The organism is Xanthobacter sp. DMC47, assembly GCF_056313845.1.
In genome coordinates this window covers 350499-366388 of the sequence record NZ_JBQUZM010000005.1, presented here as the reverse complement: position 1 = coordinate 366388, position 15890 = coordinate 350499, and the positions used below count along the sequence as shown (strand labels likewise).

General features: G+C 68.6%; 14 protein-coding genes. 10 read left to right on the top strand and 4 right to left on the bottom strand.

Annotated elements, in window-relative coordinates:
• Positions 1-102: 102 nt before the first annotated feature.
• Together ACT54R_RS21855 and ACT54R_RS21850 are read left to right on the top strand one after the other, a co-directional pair.
• Entirely contained in the window at positions 103-939 is an 837-nt protein-coding gene (locus ACT54R_RS21855; protein ID WP_476329983.1) for a sterol desaturase family protein, read from the top strand.
• Positions 940-972: 33 nt separating this feature from the next.
• Positions 973-1467: a hypothetical protein gene (locus ACT54R_RS21850; protein ID WP_229645218.1), complete on the top strand. Its 495-nt coding sequence runs from the start codon at positions 973-975 to the stop codon at positions 1465-1467.
• A gap of 68 nt (positions 1468-1535) precedes the next feature.
• Here the strand turns inward: ACT54R_RS21850 and ACT54R_RS21845 are convergent, their stop codons facing one another.
• Positions 1536-5237, bottom strand: a complete 3702-nt coding sequence (locus ACT54R_RS21845; RefSeq protein WP_476329980.1) for a hydantoinase B/oxoprolinase family protein — start codon at positions 5235-5237, stop codon at positions 1536-1538.
• 332 nt (positions 5238-5569) lie between these two features.
• Here ACT54R_RS21845 and ACT54R_RS21840 point away from each other — a divergent pair, with 332 nt between their 5' ends.
• From ACT54R_RS21840 to ACT54R_RS21820, 5 genes are all read left to right on the top strand, one after another.
• Positions 5570-6118 carry a TRAP transporter small permease gene (locus ACT54R_RS21840; RefSeq protein WP_476329977.1) on the top strand — a complete coding sequence of 183 codons (549 nt, stop codon included), beginning with the start codon at positions 5570-5572 and terminating at the stop codon, positions 6116-6118.
• Between the two features lie 3 nt (positions 6119-6121).
• Complete coding sequence (locus ACT54R_RS21835; protein WP_476329974.1) at positions 6122-7438, top strand: TRAP transporter large permease; 1317 nt, start codon at positions 6122-6124, stop codon at positions 7436-7438.
• 49 nt (positions 7439-7487) lie between these two features.
• Positions 7488-8474, top strand: a complete 987-nt coding sequence (locus ACT54R_RS21830) for a TRAP transporter substrate-binding protein (RefSeq protein ID WP_476329972.1) — start codon at positions 7488-7490, stop codon at positions 8472-8474.
• A 62-nt stretch (positions 8475-8536) separates the two neighbouring features.
• Positions 8537-9088, top strand: a complete 552-nt coding sequence (locus ACT54R_RS21825) for a winged helix DNA-binding protein (protein WP_168457342.1) — start codon at positions 8537-8539, stop codon at positions 9086-9088.
• A 98-nt stretch (positions 9089-9186) separates the two neighbouring features.
• A complete protein-coding gene (locus tag ACT54R_RS21820) occupies positions 9187-10281 on the top strand; it encodes a hypothetical protein (RefSeq protein ID WP_476329969.1) in 1095 nt (364 codons plus the stop codon).
• Between the two features lie 223 nt (positions 10282-10504).
• Here the strand turns inward: ACT54R_RS21820 and ACT54R_RS21815 are convergent, their stop codons facing one another.
• On the bottom strand, positions 10505-11221 hold the full coding sequence (locus tag ACT54R_RS21815) for an MgtC/SapB family protein (protein ID WP_476329966.1): 717 nt from the start codon (positions 11219-11221) through the stop codon (positions 10505-10507).
• Positions 11222-11392: 171 nt separating this feature from the next.
• Here ACT54R_RS21815 and ACT54R_RS21810 point away from each other — a divergent pair, with 171 nt between their 5' ends.
• Both ACT54R_RS21810 and leuC read left to right on the top strand, forming a co-directional pair.
• Positions 11393-11557 carry a hypothetical protein gene (locus ACT54R_RS21810; RefSeq protein ID WP_155982206.1) on the top strand — a complete coding sequence of 55 codons (165 nt, stop codon included), beginning with the start codon at positions 11393-11395 and terminating at the stop codon, positions 11555-11557.
• A gap of 119 nt (positions 11558-11676) precedes the next feature.
• The gene (gene leuC, locus ACT54R_RS21805; RefSeq protein ID WP_476330132.1) at positions 11677-13089 is read left to right on the top strand and encodes a 3-isopropylmalate dehydratase large subunit; all 1413 of its coding nucleotides are present in this window, start codon (positions 11677-11679) and stop codon (positions 13087-13089) included.
• A gap of 61 nt (positions 13090-13150) precedes the next feature.
• On the opposite strand, the gene ACT54R_RS21800 is transcribed toward leuC, so the two are convergent.
• A complete protein-coding gene (locus ACT54R_RS21800; RefSeq protein ID WP_476329963.1) occupies positions 13151-14149 on the bottom strand; it encodes an MBL fold metallo-hydrolase in 999 nt (332 codons plus the stop codon).
• 72 nt (positions 14150-14221) lie between these two features.
• Here ACT54R_RS21800 and ACT54R_RS21795 point away from each other — a divergent pair, with 72 nt between their 5' ends.
• On the top strand, positions 14222-15010 hold the full coding sequence (locus ACT54R_RS21795) for a helix-turn-helix domain-containing protein (protein ID WP_476329960.1): 789 nt from the start codon (positions 14222-14224) through the stop codon (positions 15008-15010).
• Between the two features lie 7 nt (positions 15011-15017).
• On the opposite strand, the gene nadC is transcribed toward ACT54R_RS21795, so the two are convergent.
• Positions 15018-15872 carry a carboxylating nicotinate-nucleotide diphosphorylase gene (gene nadC / locus ACT54R_RS21790; protein WP_476329957.1) on the bottom strand — a complete coding sequence of 285 codons (855 nt, stop codon included), beginning with the start codon at positions 15870-15872 and terminating at the stop codon, positions 15018-15020.
• Positions 15873-15890 lie beyond the last annotated feature (18 nt).

Below are 15890 nucleotides of genomic sequence, written 5' to 3'. Positions count from 1 at the left end.
GGCTCGGAAAGCCGGGTCGCGGCCTCCGCCCCAGGTCGCGGCCCGGCTGACTCTTCTCGTCTCCAGCGGCGGGGCAGGGGGCTCCACACGGGACCACTCATCATGTTGGCCATTCTCGCCGGCACCGGCGTGCCCCATCCCCTCGCCTTCGCGCTCATCGCGCTTTCGCTGATGCTGGCAGAGTATCTGTTTCACAGGCTCAACCATCACGACAGCTACGACGCGCGAGAGACCGCCGCCTCCCTCGCCATCGCGGTCGGCAACAAGGTGATCGCTGTGCTCACCGCGGGGATCGTCGCGGTGCCCCTGTTCTTCACGTACGCGCACCGTCTGTTCGACATTCCCATGCGCGGGGCGGCGGCCTGGATCGCGCTCTTCCTCGGGGTGGAGCTGAGCTACTACGTCCACCATTTCGCCATGCACAAGGTGCGCTGGCTGTGGGCGACCCATTCCGTCCATCACTCCGCCACCCGCCTCAACCTCTCCGCGGCGGTGCGGCTCGGCTGGGGCGGGCAACTCACCGGCGGGTTCGTCTTCTACTTGCCGCTGGTGCTGATCGGCTTCCCGCCGCTGGCGGTGTTCGGCATGCTGGGGGCGAGCCTCGTCTACCAGTTCTTCCTCCACCTCGCCGCCCCGCCCCATCTCGGGCCGCTGGAATGGGTGCTGAACACGCCCCGCCACCATCAGGTGCATCATGCGGCGAACGGCGCGGTCCTCGATCGCAATTTCGGCGGTGTGCTGATTATTTTCGACCGCATGTTCGGCACCTTCGCCGAGGCGCCGAAGGGGGAGCCGCTGGTGTTCGGCGTGGCCGGTGTGGAATCGAGCCTGAACCCCATCCGAATCGTCGCGAATACCTGGGTGGACATGTACCGGCAGTGGGGTGTCAGCCGCGGAGTCAGGGCCCGCCTGCGCGTTCTTTTCGGGCCTCCGGGCTGATGGGGTATCGAGGTAGGTGGAGATTTGCGTGGAATGCATTTCTGGAATGCGGAAAATATGCGTGCTGCATCGCAGCAAGTCCGCTATGGTGCACCACAGCTAAAGCGCACCGAGATCTTGGCCGCGGGCCGCACGGAGCGCAGCGAGGCTGATATGAAGAACATCCTCCTCGCCGGCGTTGCCGGCCTCCTTTCCGCGACCTCTGTGATCGCGGCCGCCCCTGCCTTCGCCGGTGAGACCCTCCCCGCCGAGCGTCAGGCCATCGTGACCAATCTGGGTGGCAAGGCGTCCGCTGTTACCTATTTTGTCCGCAATACCAAGGGTTACCAGGTGGTGACCACCCTCGACGCCGCCGGCGAGCCCGGTGCCGCGCCGGCCGTGGTTCGCGTCTCTACCGTGCTCCAGCAGCCCGGCGACGAGCAGATCGTCTCCCTCCCCGGCCCGGTCGGCCGTGACGGCACCTCGCTGCGCATCGTGCGCGTCGGCGACGCCATCCAGGTGGAAAAGGTAGGCGCGCTCGCCTACTGACATTTTGCCGCACCGCAGCAGAAAGGCGCCCGTCGGGCGCCTTTTTTGTTGGCGAGGGGGGTGTTTTGTTACCGCCCTCTCAGCTTCGCCTCCCCATATCCACCCCCTGTCGGGGTGACGATGATGACCGCCTCCCCCGCCTCCAGAATCTTCTGGTCGCATCCCTGGAGGATCTCGGTCGAGCCATCGAGGCGCCGCACAAACCCTTCTCCCAATTGGCCTTGCTCGCCCCCATCCACGCCAAAGGGGTGGACGCGGCGGTGCGAGGAGAGCAGCGCGCAATCCATCTGTTCCAGAAAGCGAATGCGCCGGTAAGTCCCTGATCCCGCATGCCAACGCCCCCGTCCCCCGGAGCCGGGACGGATGTGGAAGTCCTCCAGCAGAACGGGAAAGCGCGTCTCCAGCACCTCCGGATCGGTGAGGCGCGAATTGGTCATGTGGACATGCACGCCATCCGTCCCGTCAAAGCCGGGACCGGCAGGGGAGCCGGAGCAGATGGTCTCATAATACTGGTAGATGTCGTTGCCAAAGGTGAGGTTGTTCATGGTGCCCTGCGAGGCGGCCATGGCTTTCAAGGCGCCGAACAGGCAGTTGGTAACTGCCTGCGAAGTCTCGACATTTCCCGCCACCACCGCGGCCGGATAGACCGGTGACAGCATGCAGCCTTCCGGCACCACGATGCGGATGGGCCTGAGGCACCCCGCATTCATGGGGATCTCGTCCTCCACCATCACCCGGAACACATAGAGCACCGCAGCGCGGGTGACGGGGGCGGGGGCGTTGAAATTGGTGGGCTGCTGGGGCGAGGTGCCGGTGAAATCCACCGTTGCCTCGCGCTTCTCCTTGTCCACCGAGATCTTGACCTTGATGATGGTGCCCTGGTCCATCTCGTAATGGAACGCGCAGTCGTCAAGACGATCCAGAACACGCCGCACGCTTTCGGCGGCATTGTCCTGCACGTGACCCATATAGGCCTGCACCACATCAAGGCCGAAGGTGTCGATCATCTTCAGAAGTTCGCGCACGCCCTTCTCGTTGGCGGCGATCTGCGCCTTGAGATCGGCGATATTCTGCACCGGATTGCGGGCGGGATAGCGGGCCGTGGTGAGGAGGTCGCGCAGCTCGGCCTCGCGGAAGGTGCCTTCCGCGACCAGCTTGAAATTGTCGATATAGACGCCTTCTTCCTCGATATGGGTGGCAAGCGGGCTCATGGAGCCGGGGGCGACGCCGCCCACGTCAGCATGGTGTCCCCGGGAGGCGACCCAGAACAGGATGGCTTTGCCAGCGTCGTCAAAAACCGGCGTTACCACTGTAATATCAGGTAGATGCGTGCCGCCATTGTAAGGGGCGTTGAGGGCGAAGACGTCGCCGGGGCTGATGTTGCTGGCGTTCTCTCGGATGACGGTTTCCACCGAGCGGTCCATGGAACCGAGGTGGACGGGCATGTGCGGCGCGTTGGCGACGAGATCGCCCTCGGCGGAGAAGACGGCGCAGGAAAAGTCCAGTCTTTCCTTGATGTTGACCGAGTAGGCGGTGTTCTGGAGGGTGACGCCCATCTGCTCGGCGATGGACATGAAGAGGTTGTTGAAGACCTCCAGCATCACCGGGTCGGCATGGGTGCCAACGGCTTCTGAACGTTGGAGTTTTTCGGTCCGGGTGAGGATCAGGTGGTTCTTGGCGGAGACCTCCGCCCGCCATCCCTTCTCCACCACCACGGTCTGGTTCGGCTCGATGACAATGGCCGGGCCCTGCAAGCCCATGCCGGGCTTGAAGTTTTCCCGCTTCACCACGGGCGCGTCATGCCATGCGCCACGGGCAAAGAAGCGGGTTTGGGAGGTATCAGAAGGGGTTTCGGCGTGAAGTGGCAGGTCCGGCTCGGCGATCCCCGCGCCGCCGCCGGCCGAGATCACCTCAAGTGCTTCCACAACAATGGTTTTTTCCGGTGAGACGAAGCCGAACTGGGCCCGGTGCTTCGTCTCGAACTCGGCGGTCATGGCCGGTATATCGGCGAGTTGCACCGGGATTCCGGTATCGGTTCCACCATATCTCAGGTGGGCTTTGGCATCAGTCAGGATCGAGTCGGTCCGGATGCCCTGCGCGGCGAGTTCGGCGGAGGTGGCGGCGGCCAGTTCCGCGGTCACCTCAGCCAGAGCGGGAATCAGGGTTGCGGTCATCTCCTCCCCCACCGCGCGGGTGCGCTGGGCGCGGACGGAGGCGAGGCCCATGCCATAGGCGGAGAGCAGGCCGGAGAAGGGGTGCAGCAGCACCTTGGTCATGCCCAGCGCGTCGGCGACGAGGCAGGCGTGCTGGCCGCCGGCGCCGCCGAAGCAGTTCAGGGCGTAGCGGGTCACGTCATAGCCGCGCTCCACCGAGATCTTCTTGATGGCATTGGCCATGTTCTCCACCGCGATGGTGACGAAGCCGTCCGCCACCTCCTCGGGGGTGCGGCCGCCACCGATCTCGGCGGCGAGGGCGGAGAATTTCTCCCGCACCACCTCGGCATCCAGCGGCTGGTCCTGTGCGGGGCCGAAGATCTTCGGGAAGTAATCGGGAATGAGCTTGCCCAGCATCACGTTGGCGTCGGTGACGGCCAAGGGCCCGCCCCGGCGATAGCAGGCGGGGCCGGGATTGGCGCCGGCCGAATCCGGTCCGACGCGAAAGCGCGCGCCGTCATAGTGCAGGATGGAGCCGCCGCCGGCCGCCACCGTGTGGATGCGCATCATGGGCGCGCGGATGCGCACGCCGGCGACTTCGGTATCGAAGGCGGTCTCCAGCTCCCCGTCATAATGGCAGACGTCGGTGGAGGTGCCGCCCATGTCGAAGCCGATGATGCGGTCGAAGCCGGCGAGCGCCCCGGTTTCCGCCGCGCCCACCACGCCGCCGGCCGGGCCGGAGAGCAGGGCGTCCTTGCCCTGGAACAGGTCGGCGGCGGTGAGGCCGCCCGAGGACATCATGAACATCAGGCGGATCGCGCTTTCCGTCTCCTCCGGGCCGCCCGACAGCTCCTCCGCCACCTGCCGCACATAGCGGCGCAGGATGGGGGAGAGATAGGCGTCTGCCACCGTGGTGTCGCCGCGCCCCACCAGCTTGATGAGGGGCGAGACCTCATGGGAGACGGAGACCTGCGGGAAGCCGATGTCCCGCGCCAGCGCCGCCACCTGCTGCTCGTGCTCGGGGTAGCGGTAGCCGTGCATGAAGACGATGGCCACCGCCGCGATGCCGTCCGCCTTCGCCCGCTCCAGCGCGGCGCGCACGGTCGCGAGGTCGGGGGTGGCTTCGACGGTGCCGTCGGCGCGCACCCGCTCGTCCACTTCCAGCACGCTCTCGAACAGCATGTCCGGCAGCACGATCTTCTTGGCGAAGATCTTCGGCCGGGCCTGGTAGCCGATCCTCAGCGCGTCCTTGAAGCCGCGGGTGGTGACGAGGAGGGTGCGGTCGCCCTTGCGTTCCAGAAGAGCATTGGTGGCGACCGTGGTGCCCATCTTCACGGCAGAAACGAGCCCGGGCGGGATCGGCGCTCCGGGGGGAAGGCCGAGCAACTCGCGGATGCCATGCACCGCGGCGTCGCGATAAGCCTCCGGATTCTCCGACAGCACCTTGTGGGCGACGAGGCTGCCGTCCGGCCGTTTGCCCACGATATCGGTGAAGGTGCCGCCCCGGTCGATCCAGAATTCCCAAGGCGCGGGAGAGGGTGCGGCGGCTGACGGAGAGGGGGCTGCCGCAGCGTCGGCTTCGGCGGCTGCGCTCGTCTTCACATCGTCGCTCGACATCGGCCCCGTTTCCCGTCTGGATGGTGGCAGGCGGGGTTGGCAGGCTTCCTGCTCCCCTGTTCTGGCGCGGCAATGGCGCGCCGGCGAAGCACAAGGCTCCACTCGCGAATAAGGAAGTCATGGGGGCGATAAAACGTCAACAATTTGTTGACGAAATATCGAAGGCGGGAGAACATCCTGCCAAGAGCGCCTGAATGCCGGTTCTTCTTGGCGGGCAGAACAATGGCGCCGGTCTCCAGAGGGGTTCCGATGACCAGCGAAGAATTCCGTCACCGAACGGGGGCCGCGCGGACCCGCGTCCCGGCCCCGGCTTGCTCCCCGGGGGCGCCACGATGATCCGCAAGCTGCTCGATGGCCTTTATTTCGCCTCCGGCGTCGTGGCCGCCGGGTTTCTCATCATCATCTTCCTATTGATGATGGGCCTTTCCGTGGGCCGGCAAATCGGCCTCAACATTTCCTCCGGCGACGACTTCGCCGCCTGGTCCATGGCCGCCATGGCCTTTCTCGGCCTCGCCCACACCTTCCGCTATGGCGAGATGATCCGCGTGGGCCTGCTGCTGGAGCAGCTTACCGGGCGGCGGCGGCAGGCGCTGGAGCTGTTCGCGCTCACCGTCGGCATCGCCTTCCTCGCCTATTTCACCTGGAACGCCGGCCGCCTCACCTATGATTCCTGGCGCTTCGATGACATGTCCCAAGGTGTCGTGGCCGTACCGCTGTGGATCCCGCAGACGGGCTACGCCGCCGGCCTCGCCATCCTGCTGATCGCCATGGTGGACGAGTTCGTGAATGTCGCCCGCGGCAATCGTCCCCGCTACGAGAAGGAGCCCGTCTCCTCGCCCGAGGAACTGGTGGAGCGCATCGCATCAGGAGGCGGCGTCTGAGCCATGCCGCACCTCGATCTCATCCAGCTTTCGCTGGTCCTCCTCGTCTTCCTCATCGCCATTCTCGCCTCCGGCGTGTGGATCGCCCTCGGGCTCGGCCTGGTCGGCCTTTTGGCCATGGTGCTGACGACGCCGGTGCCCATCGGCCAGGTGCTCGCCACCACGGTGTGGAGCGCCAGCGCCTCCTGGACCCTCGCCGCCCTTCCCCTCTTCATCTGGATGGGCGAAATCCTGTTCCGAACCCGATTGTCGGAGGAGATGTTCCGCGGCCTCGCCCCGTGGCTGCAATGGCTGCCCGGCCGGCTGCTGCATGTGAACGTGGTGGGCTGCGGCATCTTCGCGGCGGTGTCCGGCTCCTCGGCCGCCACATGCGCCACGATTGGCAAGATCGCCCTGCCAGAGCTGGACAAGCGGGGCTACGACAAGGGCATGAGTCTGGGCTCGCTGGCCGGTTCCGGCACGCTCGGCCTGCTCATCCCGCCCTCCATTCCCATGGTGGTCTATGCGGTGACGGCCAACGTCTCCGTGCTGCAGGTGTTTCTGGCGGGCTTCCTGCCGGGTCTTCTCGTGATGGGGCTCTATTCGGGCTACATCATGCTGTGGTCGCTGCTCAATCCCGGCCGCACGCCGCCCCGCGATCCGCACATGCCGCTCGCCGAGAAGCTCCGGCAGTCGGCCAAGCTCGTGCCCTGCCTGCTGCTCATCGCGGCGGTGTTCCTGTCGCTGGTGCTCGGCATCGCCACCGCCACCGAATGCGCCGCCTGGGGCGTGACCGGAGCGCTGGCGCTGGCATGGTGGAGCGGCACGCTCACCTGGAAGACGCTGATCGAAAGCGTGATGAGCGCCACCCGGCTCAGCTGCATGATCATGCTCATCATCGCCGGCGCCGCCTTCACCACCGCGGCCATGGCCTATACCGGCATTCCCATGGCCCTCGCGGAGTGGGTGCAGGGGCTGAACCTGACGCCCGGCAAGCTCGCCCTCGCGCTGACCGTGATGTACATCATCCTGGGCTGCCTCGTGGACGGCATCTCCATGATCGTGCTCACCGCGGTCATCGTGCTGCCCATGGTGAAGCAGGCGGGCTTCGACCTCGTGTGGTTCGGCGTCTACCTCGTGATCCACGTGGAGATGGCGCAGATCACCCCGCCGGTGGGCTTCAACCTGTTCGTGCTGCAGAACATGAGCGGGCGCGACACCTTCTCGGTGGCGAAGGCGGCGTTTCCCTTCTTCATTCTGCTGAACATCGCGGTCATCATCATCACGACGTTTCCCGAGATTGCTTTGGTGCTGCCGCGCTGGGTGTTCCCCGGCGGCTGAGAGGAAAACGAGTACGCGTCGTTCACACCGAACCAGAGAGAGACCCGACATGGCGCCTTTCCGCACCCTAGCTCCCGCGCTCCTCGTCGCCGGCATCGCCGCATTGGCGAGCGCCGCGCCGGCCGCCGCGCAGACCAAGTGGAACCTCGCCTCGGCCTATCCGGCGGACAATTTCCACACCGAAAACCTCGCCCAGTTCGCCAAGGACGTGGAGGCGGCGAGCGGCGGCAAGCTCGCCGTGACGCTCCAGCCCAACGCCGTCCTGTTCAAGGCGCCGGAGATCAAGCGCGCCGTCGCCACCGGGCAGGTGCAGGCGGGCGAGGTGCTCATCTCCATCCACGAGAACGAGGACCCCATCTTCGGCGTGGACGTGGTGCCCTTCCTCGCCACCTCGTTCGATGCCTCCAAGAAGCTGTGGGACGCGTCCCGCCCGGCGGTGGAGAAGAAGCTCGCCTCCCAGGGCATCAAGGTGCTCTATGCGGTGCCGTGGCCGCCCCAGGGCCTGTTCTCCAAGACGGCCGTGTCCAAGGTGGAAGACCTGAAGGGCGCCAAGTGGCGGGCCTACAATGCCGGCACCTCGCGCATCGGCGAGGCGGTGGGCGCCCAGCCCGTCACCGTGCAGCAGGCGGAACTGGCGCAGGCGCTCGCCACCGGCGTTGTCAACGCCCTCATCACCTCGTCCGCCACCGGCAACGACGTGAAGATCTGGGAGAGCATCCCCTATTTCTACGACATCCAGGCCTGGCTGCCGAAGAACGTCATCTTCGTGAACCAGGCGGCGTTCGACGCCCTCGACAAGCCCACGCAGGACGCGGTGCTGAAGGCCGCCGCCGCCGCCGAGGCGCGCGGCTGGAAGCTCTCCGAGGAGAAGACCAAGGCCTATATGGACATCCTCGCCGCCAAGGGCATGACGGTCGCCCCGCCCTCGCCCGAGCTGAAGGCCGGCTTCGAGAAGATCGGCAGCACCCTCACCGAGGCGTGGCTCGCGAAGGCCGGCGCCGCGGGCCAGGAGGTCATCGCCGCCTACAAGAAGTGAGCCCGACGTGACCCGCGGCCGGGGGGGTGCTTTTCCCCCGGCCGCCCCACAGGATCGATCCCGTGACCAAGGACACTCCCCCGAAGGCGCTTGAGGGCGCCCGCCGAAAAAGCGGCCCCTCCATCGTCTCCTCCGCCCATCTCGCGGACGGGGCGCTGCCGGCGCTGTCCGAGTTCGAGTTCGGGCTCAACATGCTCACCCACGCCTACGGCCGCTGGATGGTGCGCTGCATGGCTGCGGCGGGCGTGCCGGACCTCTCGGCGCTGGACGTGCTGATCCTGCACCACGTGGTCCACCGCGACCGGCCGAAGACCATCGCCGACCTCTGCCTCGTGCTCGACGTGGAGGACACCCACCTCGTCACTTATGCGGCGAAGAAGCTGCAGGCCCTCGGCCTCGTCGAAGGCGGCCGCCGCGGCAAGGAGAAGACGCTGTCCGCCAGCGACACCGGCCGCGCCGTCTGCGCCCGCTATCGCGAGGTGCGCGAGGCGCTGCTGGCCGATGCGGTGGCCGCCACCGGCATCGATCCGGCCCGGCTGTCCGAGATCGCCGCGCTGATGCGCACCCTCTCCGGCCACTACGATCAGGCCGCCCGCGCCGCCGCGTCTCTCTGACGTAACGTCACATCCGCCGCGCAGGCATGGTGCGCCGGGGGCGTTCGGCTATGATGGGCCGTCGCCCCACCCGGACCGCAAAGGACGGACCGCGCCTCATGTGGCTTGACGATCTGCGCCCCTTCCGTCCCGCCGAGGCCGATCCGGCCCCCTGCGCGACCGAGGACGCCTATCGCGCGTTCGGGCTGGCGAGCGCCACCGTGTACGACGCGGTGCCGGCCAGCCTCCCGTTCGGCCGGCTGCGGCTGTTCTCCCGCGAGGATGCGCCCGCCCGGAACGTTCTGGTGGTGGCGCCCATCGCCGGCGGCTATCCCTTCCTGATGCGCGATCTCATCGCCGCGCTTCTGCCCGCCGCCGGGCGCGTCGGCATCACCGAATGGCCGAATGCGCGTTACCTGCCGCTCGACGCCGGCCGCTTCGGCTTCGCCGAGAATTGCCTGGAGACGGCGCAGATGGCCCGCGCGCTCGCGGTGACGGGGCCGGTGCATCTGGTGGGCGTGTGCCAGGGCGCGCTGCCCGCCTTCGCCGCCGCCTGCCTCCTGGCGGACGAAGGCCAGCCGGTGGCGAGCCTCAGCCTCGTGGGCGGCCCCATGGACCCCGCGCGCAATCCCACCCGCCTGTGGACCATGCTGCAGCAGCGCTCGCTGGAGGCGCTGGAGGCGCAGGTGATGGAGGAGGTGCCGCAAAGCCTGCCCGGCGCCGGGCGCCGCGTGTTCCCGGCGTGGCGGCAGATCGATACCTTCGCGCTCTACCTCTGGCGGCAATCCATGAGCGGCGGCGAGCTGCCCATGCGGCTGCTGTTCGACGAGGGCGCCGATCCCCTGTGCTTCCCGCTCTCCCGGCTGTGCTGGACCATGATGGACGTGCCGGCCGAATTCTTCATGGAGAACGTCTCCACCATCTTCCGCGACAATGCGCTCGCCCATGGCACGCTCGCCATCGGCGGCCACCCGGTGCGGGCGGAGGCGCTGCGCGGGGTGCTGCTCACGGTGGAGGGCGCGGACGACGACATTTCCGCCCCCGGCCAGACGGAGGCGGCGCACGATCTGTGCCGGGCTGTGCCGGATGCCCTGCGCCGCCGCGTCAGCGTCGCGGGTGCCGGCCACTTCGGGCTGTTCTACGGCCGGAAGATGCGCGCCACCGTGGTGCCCGCGCTGATCGAGGCGATAGAGGCGGGGGAACGGGCGCTGTGAGTGCGCCGGTGCGTGGTGCCACCCCTTCGGCTGGTCCCGACCGAGCTTCCCTTCGAACGAAAGTGCGCCAGCCCCTCCGGCTGTCATCGCCCGCCTTGTGCGGGCGATCCACGGTGCGGCGGGGAGGGGTGTCGGTCGGGCGCGGGCGGGACAAACGGCGGAGTGGATCCCCCGGACGAGCCGGGGGATGACGGTTCTGCGGAGGATGTGCCGATCACGGCCCTCATTCCTCCGTCACGCTCTCCCAGGTGGCGTGGCGGCTGCGGGGCGTCCGGGCGAGGCGGTCGGTGATGGCGTCCAGTTCTGCGGGGACCACCGAGGTGGTGACGAGCTTCGCCACCAGCACCACGGCGCCGTCGGTGCCCGGCTCCTCGTCCACGTCGCGGACGAGGTATTTCTCGCCCTCCAGCGTGTCGATCAGCACGTCGCGCAGGTCGGCCGCGGCGGCGGAATCCACCGTGAGGCGCACCTCGTAGCTGACTTCCGAGCGGCGGGCGTCGAGGGGCGCGCGGTCGATGGCGCGGGCGACGGGACGCAGCACCGTGTTGCCGGCGATGATGATGAAGGTGATGAGCGCCGCCTCGGCGATGCGGTCGGCCCCGGCGCAGGCGCCCACGGCCGCCGAGCACCAGAGCGTCGCGGCGGTGTTGAGGCCGCGCACGTTCATGCCTTCCTTCATGATGACGCCGGCGCCGAGGAAGCCGACGCCGGTCACCACGTTGGCGGCGACGCGCATGGCGTCGGTCGCCCCGCCGAGGCTGGCGGCGAGATCGACGAAAGCGGCGGAGCCCACGGCCACCAGCACATTGGTGCGCAGCCCGGCGGTGCGCTGGCGATACTGCCGCTCCGCGCCGATCAGCGTGCCGAACAGGAAGGCGGCAGCAAGGCTCACCACGGTGTCGAGGAACTGCGCCCCGTGGAAGTTGGAGATGAACTGCACCCGAAACTCCTCCTCCTGCGGCGGGCCTCACGGCCGGCCGCCTAGCGCCTCGCCCAAGATGATGGCAAGGGCAAGGTCGCGGGGGACGGATCATCCCCGTCCCGCGCCCGGTTTTCACATCCCTGCGCGCCGGATTGTCGCGTCAGCGTGGAACTGCTAAAAACCCGCCCCATGCGACAGACGCGTGACCATCGCCACAGCCTCGACCGGGCGGCCCATTGCGGGGCCGGTCCGTTCGCGCGCACGACGATGGAGTTCGCGGCGGTGCCCGACCATGTGCGCCTGCCGGGCCGCTTCTTTGGCCGCTTCACGACGGCGGCCTCCTCGGTGCTTTGACGCCCGCATGCTGACGCGCCCATAAGCGGCGCCACGGATACCGCCCTTCCATCGTTACCGGCCCGGCCGCCCCGACGCGCGCCGGCCTTTCCTCAGGACACGACGCGATGAACGCCCCGGTGAACGGCCCCAAGACGCTGTATGACAAGATCTTCGACGACCATGTCGTCTCCCGGCAGGATGACGGCACCTGCCTGCTCTACATCGACCGCCATCTCGTCCACGAGGTGACGAGCCCGCAGGCCTTCGAGGGCCTGCGCATGACCGGCCGCAAGGTGCGCGCGCCGCAGAAGACCCTCGCCGTGGTGGACCACAACGTCCCCACCACCGACCGCACCTTGCCGAACCCGGACCCCGAGAGCGTCGCCCAGATCGCTGCGCTCGCCGAGAACACCAAGGAGTTCGGCGTCGAATATTATGACGGCTTCGACAAGCGTCAGGGCGTCGTCCACGTGGTCGGCCCCGAGCAGGGCTTCACCCTGCCCGGCACCACCATCGTCTGCGGCGACAGCCACACCTCGACCCACGGGGCGTTCGGCGCCCTCGCCCATGGCATCGGCACGTCCGAGGTGGAGCATGTGCTCGCCACCCAGACGCTGATCCAGAAGAAGGCGAAGAACATGCGCGTCACCGTCTCCGGGCCGCTGCCCGAGGGCGTCGGCGCCAAGGACGTGGTGCTCGCGATCATCGGCACCATCGGCACCGCCGGCGGCACCGGCTATGTCATCGAATATGCCGGCGAAGGCATCACCTCCCTCTCCATGGAAGGGCGGATGACCGTCTGCAACATGTCCATCGAGGGCGGCGCGCGTGCGGGCATGGTGGCGCCGGACGAGAAGGCATTCGAGTATCTCAAGGGCCGGCCGAAGTCCCCCAAGGGCGCCGACTGGGACGCCGCGGTGAAGTTCTGGCAGACCCTGCGCTCGGACGAGGGCGCGCATTTCGACGCCGAGATCCATCTCGACGGCGCCAACCTGCCGCCCATCGTCTCCTGGGGCACCAGCCCCGAGGATGTGGTGTCCGTGGAAGGCTTCGTGCCCGATCCGGCGCTCATCGAGGACGAGGGCAAGCGCGCCGCCAAGATCCGCGCGCTGGGCTACATGGGCCTCGCCGCCGGCACCAAGATCACCGACATCACCATCGACCGGGCCTTCATCGGCTCCTGCACCAACGGGCGCATCGAGGACCTGCGGCAGGCGGCGGCCATCGCTCGCGGCCACAAGGTGAACCCGAACGTCTCCGCCATGGTCGTGCCGGGCTCCGGCCTCGTGAAGGAGCAGGCCGAGGCCGAGGGCCTGGACAAGATCTTCATCGAGGCGGGCTTCGAGTGGCGCGAGCCGGGTTGCTCCATGTGCCTCGCCATGAATGCCGACCGCCTCGCCCCCGAGGAGCGCTGCGCCTCCACCTCGAACCGCAATTTCGAGGGCCGTCAGGGCTTTAAGGGCCGCACCCACCTCGTCTCCCCCGCCATGGCGGCGGCGGCGGCCATCGCCGGCCACTTCGTGGACGTGCGGAACTGGCCGAAGGCGTGAGCTTCCTTCCTTTCTGAACGCGAACGGCCGGGCATCGCCCGGCCGTTTTCGTTTCCGGGCCTCACTCCGCCAACTGGTAGGTGAGCGGGAGCCAGCGATAGGCGCTCCCCTGCCGCTCCACATAGCCCACCGACGGGAAGGAGGTGTGATAGCCCACCACCGGGATGCGGTCGGTGGCGGCCATGTCGTAGATGCGCCTGCGGGTGGCGGCGCCCTGCGCCTTGTCCATGTCGAACAGAGCGGACCACTCGGGATGGGCGAGGGAGGCGACCTCGTGGTGGGCGCAATCGCCCCAGACCAGCAGCCGCTTGCCCCCGCTCTCCAGATGGAAGGCCAGATGGCCGGGCGTGTGCCCGAACGCCGCCACCGCATGGATGCCGGGCACGATCTCGGCCCCCGGCCGCACCTGCGTGACGCGATCGGCGAAGGGGGCGAGGTTGCGCGCGAAGACCTGCGCGGTCGCGCGTTCGAGGCTGTCGGGCGCCGCCGAAAGGCGCTCGGGCGCGGCCCAGTAGGCGAATTCGGTCTCGCCGATGACATAGCGGGCCTTGGGAAACATCTCCTTGTCCGCCTCCACCAGTCCGCCGATATGATCCACATGGGCGTGGGAGAGCACCACCACGTCCACCTGCTCGGGCGCATAGCCGGCGGCGGCGACCTGTTGCGCCAGCCATCCCCCGTTCGGCCGCGGGATGAAGCCGTTCTCGCCGTTGCCGGCATCGAACAGCAGAAGCTGAGAGCCGGTGTTCACCAGTGTCGGGGTGAAGCCGGGCCGGAAGCGCTTTTCCGGCAGCAGGCTGGCGCGCATCAGCGCCGCCACCTCTTCCACGGGACGATCCTCGCCGACGATGGGCCACGGGCCGTCGATCATCGCCGAGGCGTCGAGCACGGTGGTCACCTCGAACGCACCCAGCCGGAAGCGGAAGTGCGTGACGGGGAGGGGGCCGCGCTGCGGCGCCATCGCGCGCGCCCGCCCGGTGTGCAGCAGGGCCGGAGCGGCGAGGGCGGCGGCGAGGAGGGCGCGGCGGCTGGGCGTGCCCGGGCGGGATGGCGAAGCCATGGCTGTCTCCCTGCGGGCGGCTTTGTGCGGCCCGTGGCGATGTGATGAAGTGCCGGCAGGAGGAGCCTAGGCATGGGCAAGCGGCCCCGCTTGTACGAACGTGCTGCGACCGGGCAGGGCCTCGGCCCGCTCTGGTTCCTGGATGCGGGCCGGACCTTCTTCGCCGGGCCGCTCGTCTACAATGCCCCGCACCAGCACGGCGCCCCGGTGTTCCTCGCCGGGCTCTACGGGCCGTTCGGGCTCAGGGTGGCAGGTGGCTCATGGCGAGCGTGCCGCACCGCCCTCGTGCCGGCGGGCGTGGTGCATGAGCTGGATGTGGGCGGCGAGCCCATCGCGGTCTTCTATCTGGAGCCGAGCGTGGACGGCGCCCATGCGCTGGCGCCGCTCGTGGCCAATGCGCGGGAGGAGCAGGGCGCACTTTTCGGCCACGCCGGCGCGCTGCCCTTGCTGCGCGAACTCTGGGAGGCGCCGGACGCGGCCGGCTGGGCCGGGGAGGCCCTGGCCGATGTGGTGGATGTGTCCCGCCGCCGTGCCTGCGCGACGCTCGATCCCCGCATCCAGCAGGTGGCGGCGGCGATGAGCGATGCGGAGCGCGTGCCGGAGCTTGGCGCCCTCGCGCGGCAGGTCGGCCTCTCCCCCTCACGCCTCCAGCACCTGTTCACAGCCGAGATGGGCGTGCCGTTCCGCCGCTACCGCGCCTGGGGGCGGATGCGGCGGGCCATCGCGGAGATCGCGGCGGGGAGCAGCTTCACCGCCGCCGCCCACGCCGCCGGCTTTGCCGATCAGGCGCACTTCACCCACGACTTCCGCCGCACCTTCGGCGCGGCGCCATCCCAGAGCCTGCGCGGCGTGCGGGTGTGATCGACCGTCAGCCCACCCAGTCGAGGCCGATGTCGAGTATGGGCGCGCTGTGGGTCAGCCAGCCCACGGAGATGAGATCCACGCCGGACGCGGCGATGGCCGGCGCCGTCTCGCGGTTCACCCTTCCAGAGGCTTCCGTGAGCATCCGCCCGCCCACCATGCGCACCGCCTCGGCGAGGGTGGCGGGGGTCATGTTGTCGAGCAGCACCGCGTCGGCGCCGAGCGTCAGCAGCTCTTCCAGCTGGGCGAGGGTGTCCACCTCCACCTCGATCTTGACCATGTGGCCGGCGCGGGCGCGCACGCGCTTCACAGCCTCGGCGACCGAGCCGGCGATGGCGACGTGGTTGTCCTTCACCAGCACCGCATCATCGAGACCGAAGCGGTGGTTGGCGCCGCCGCCGGCGCGCACGGCATATTTCTCCAGCGCGCGCAGGCCGGGCGTCGTCTTGCGGGTGCAGACGATCTGCGCCTTGTGACCGGCCACCGCATCCACCAGCGAGGCGGTCGCCGTGGCGATGCCGGAGAGGCGGCAGGCGAGGTTGAGGCCGGTGCGCTCGCCGGTGAGCAGCGCGCGGGACGGGCCTTCCACCTCCGCCAGCACGGTGCCCGGTGCCACGCGCGAACCGTCTGCCACCACGGGCGTGAAGCGCACGTCCGGGTTCAGCAGGCGGAAGGCGAGGCGGGCGCAGTCGAGCCCGGCCACCACGCCGTCCTGACGGGCGGCGAGGACGAGGCGGCTGACGTGCCCGGCCGGCACCACCGCATCGGTGGTGATGTCTCCGGCGCGGCCGAGGTCTTCCAGCAGCGCGGCGCGGACGATGGGCTCCACCATCAATTCGGGGAGCGGGTCGAGGGCGGCCATGGCGGCTCCGTTCGATAG

What these genes read in the sequence shown, in the direction of transcription:
- ACT54R_RS21855 (WP_476329983.1), top strand. Translation starts at nt 103, where the DNA reads ATGTTGGCCATTCTCGCCGGCACCGGCGTGCCCCATCCCCTCGCCTTC.
- ACT54R_RS21850 (WP_229645218.1), top strand. Translation starts at nt 973, where the DNA reads ATGCATTTCTGGAATGCGGAAAATATGCGTGCTGCATCGCAGCAAGTC.
- ACT54R_RS21845 (WP_476329980.1), bottom strand. Translation starts at nt 5,237, where the DNA reads ATGTCGAGCGACGATGTGAAGACGAGCGCAGCCGCCGAAGCCGACGCT.
- ACT54R_RS21840 (WP_476329977.1), top strand. Translation starts at nt 5,570, where the DNA reads ATGATCCGCAAGCTGCTCGATGGCCTTTATTTCGCCTCCGGCGTCGTG.
- ACT54R_RS21835 (WP_476329974.1), top strand. Translation starts at nt 6,122, where the DNA reads ATGCCGCACCTCGATCTCATCCAGCTTTCGCTGGTCCTCCTCGTCTTC.
- ACT54R_RS21830 (WP_476329972.1), top strand. Translation starts at nt 7,488, where the DNA reads ATGGCGCCTTTCCGCACCCTAGCTCCCGCGCTCCTCGTCGCCGGCATC.
- ACT54R_RS21820 (WP_476329969.1), top strand. Translation starts at nt 9,187, where the DNA reads ATGTGGCTTGACGATCTGCGCCCCTTCCGTCCCGCCGAGGCCGATCCG.
- ACT54R_RS21810 (WP_155982206.1), top strand. Translation starts at nt 11,393, where the DNA reads ATGCGACAGACGCGTGACCATCGCCACAGCCTCGACCGGGCGGCCCAT.
- ACT54R_RS21800 (WP_476329963.1), bottom strand. Translation starts at nt 14,149, where the DNA reads ATGGCTTCGCCATCCCGCCCGGGCACGCCCAGCCGCCGCGCCCTCCTC.
- ACT54R_RS21795 (WP_476329960.1), top strand. Translation starts at nt 14,222, where the DNA reads ATGGGCAAGCGGCCCCGCTTGTACGAACGTGCTGCGACCGGGCAGGGC.
- nadC (WP_476329957.1), bottom strand. Translation starts at nt 15,872, where the DNA reads ATGGCCGCCCTCGACCCGCTCCCCGAATTGATGGTGGAGCCCATCGTC.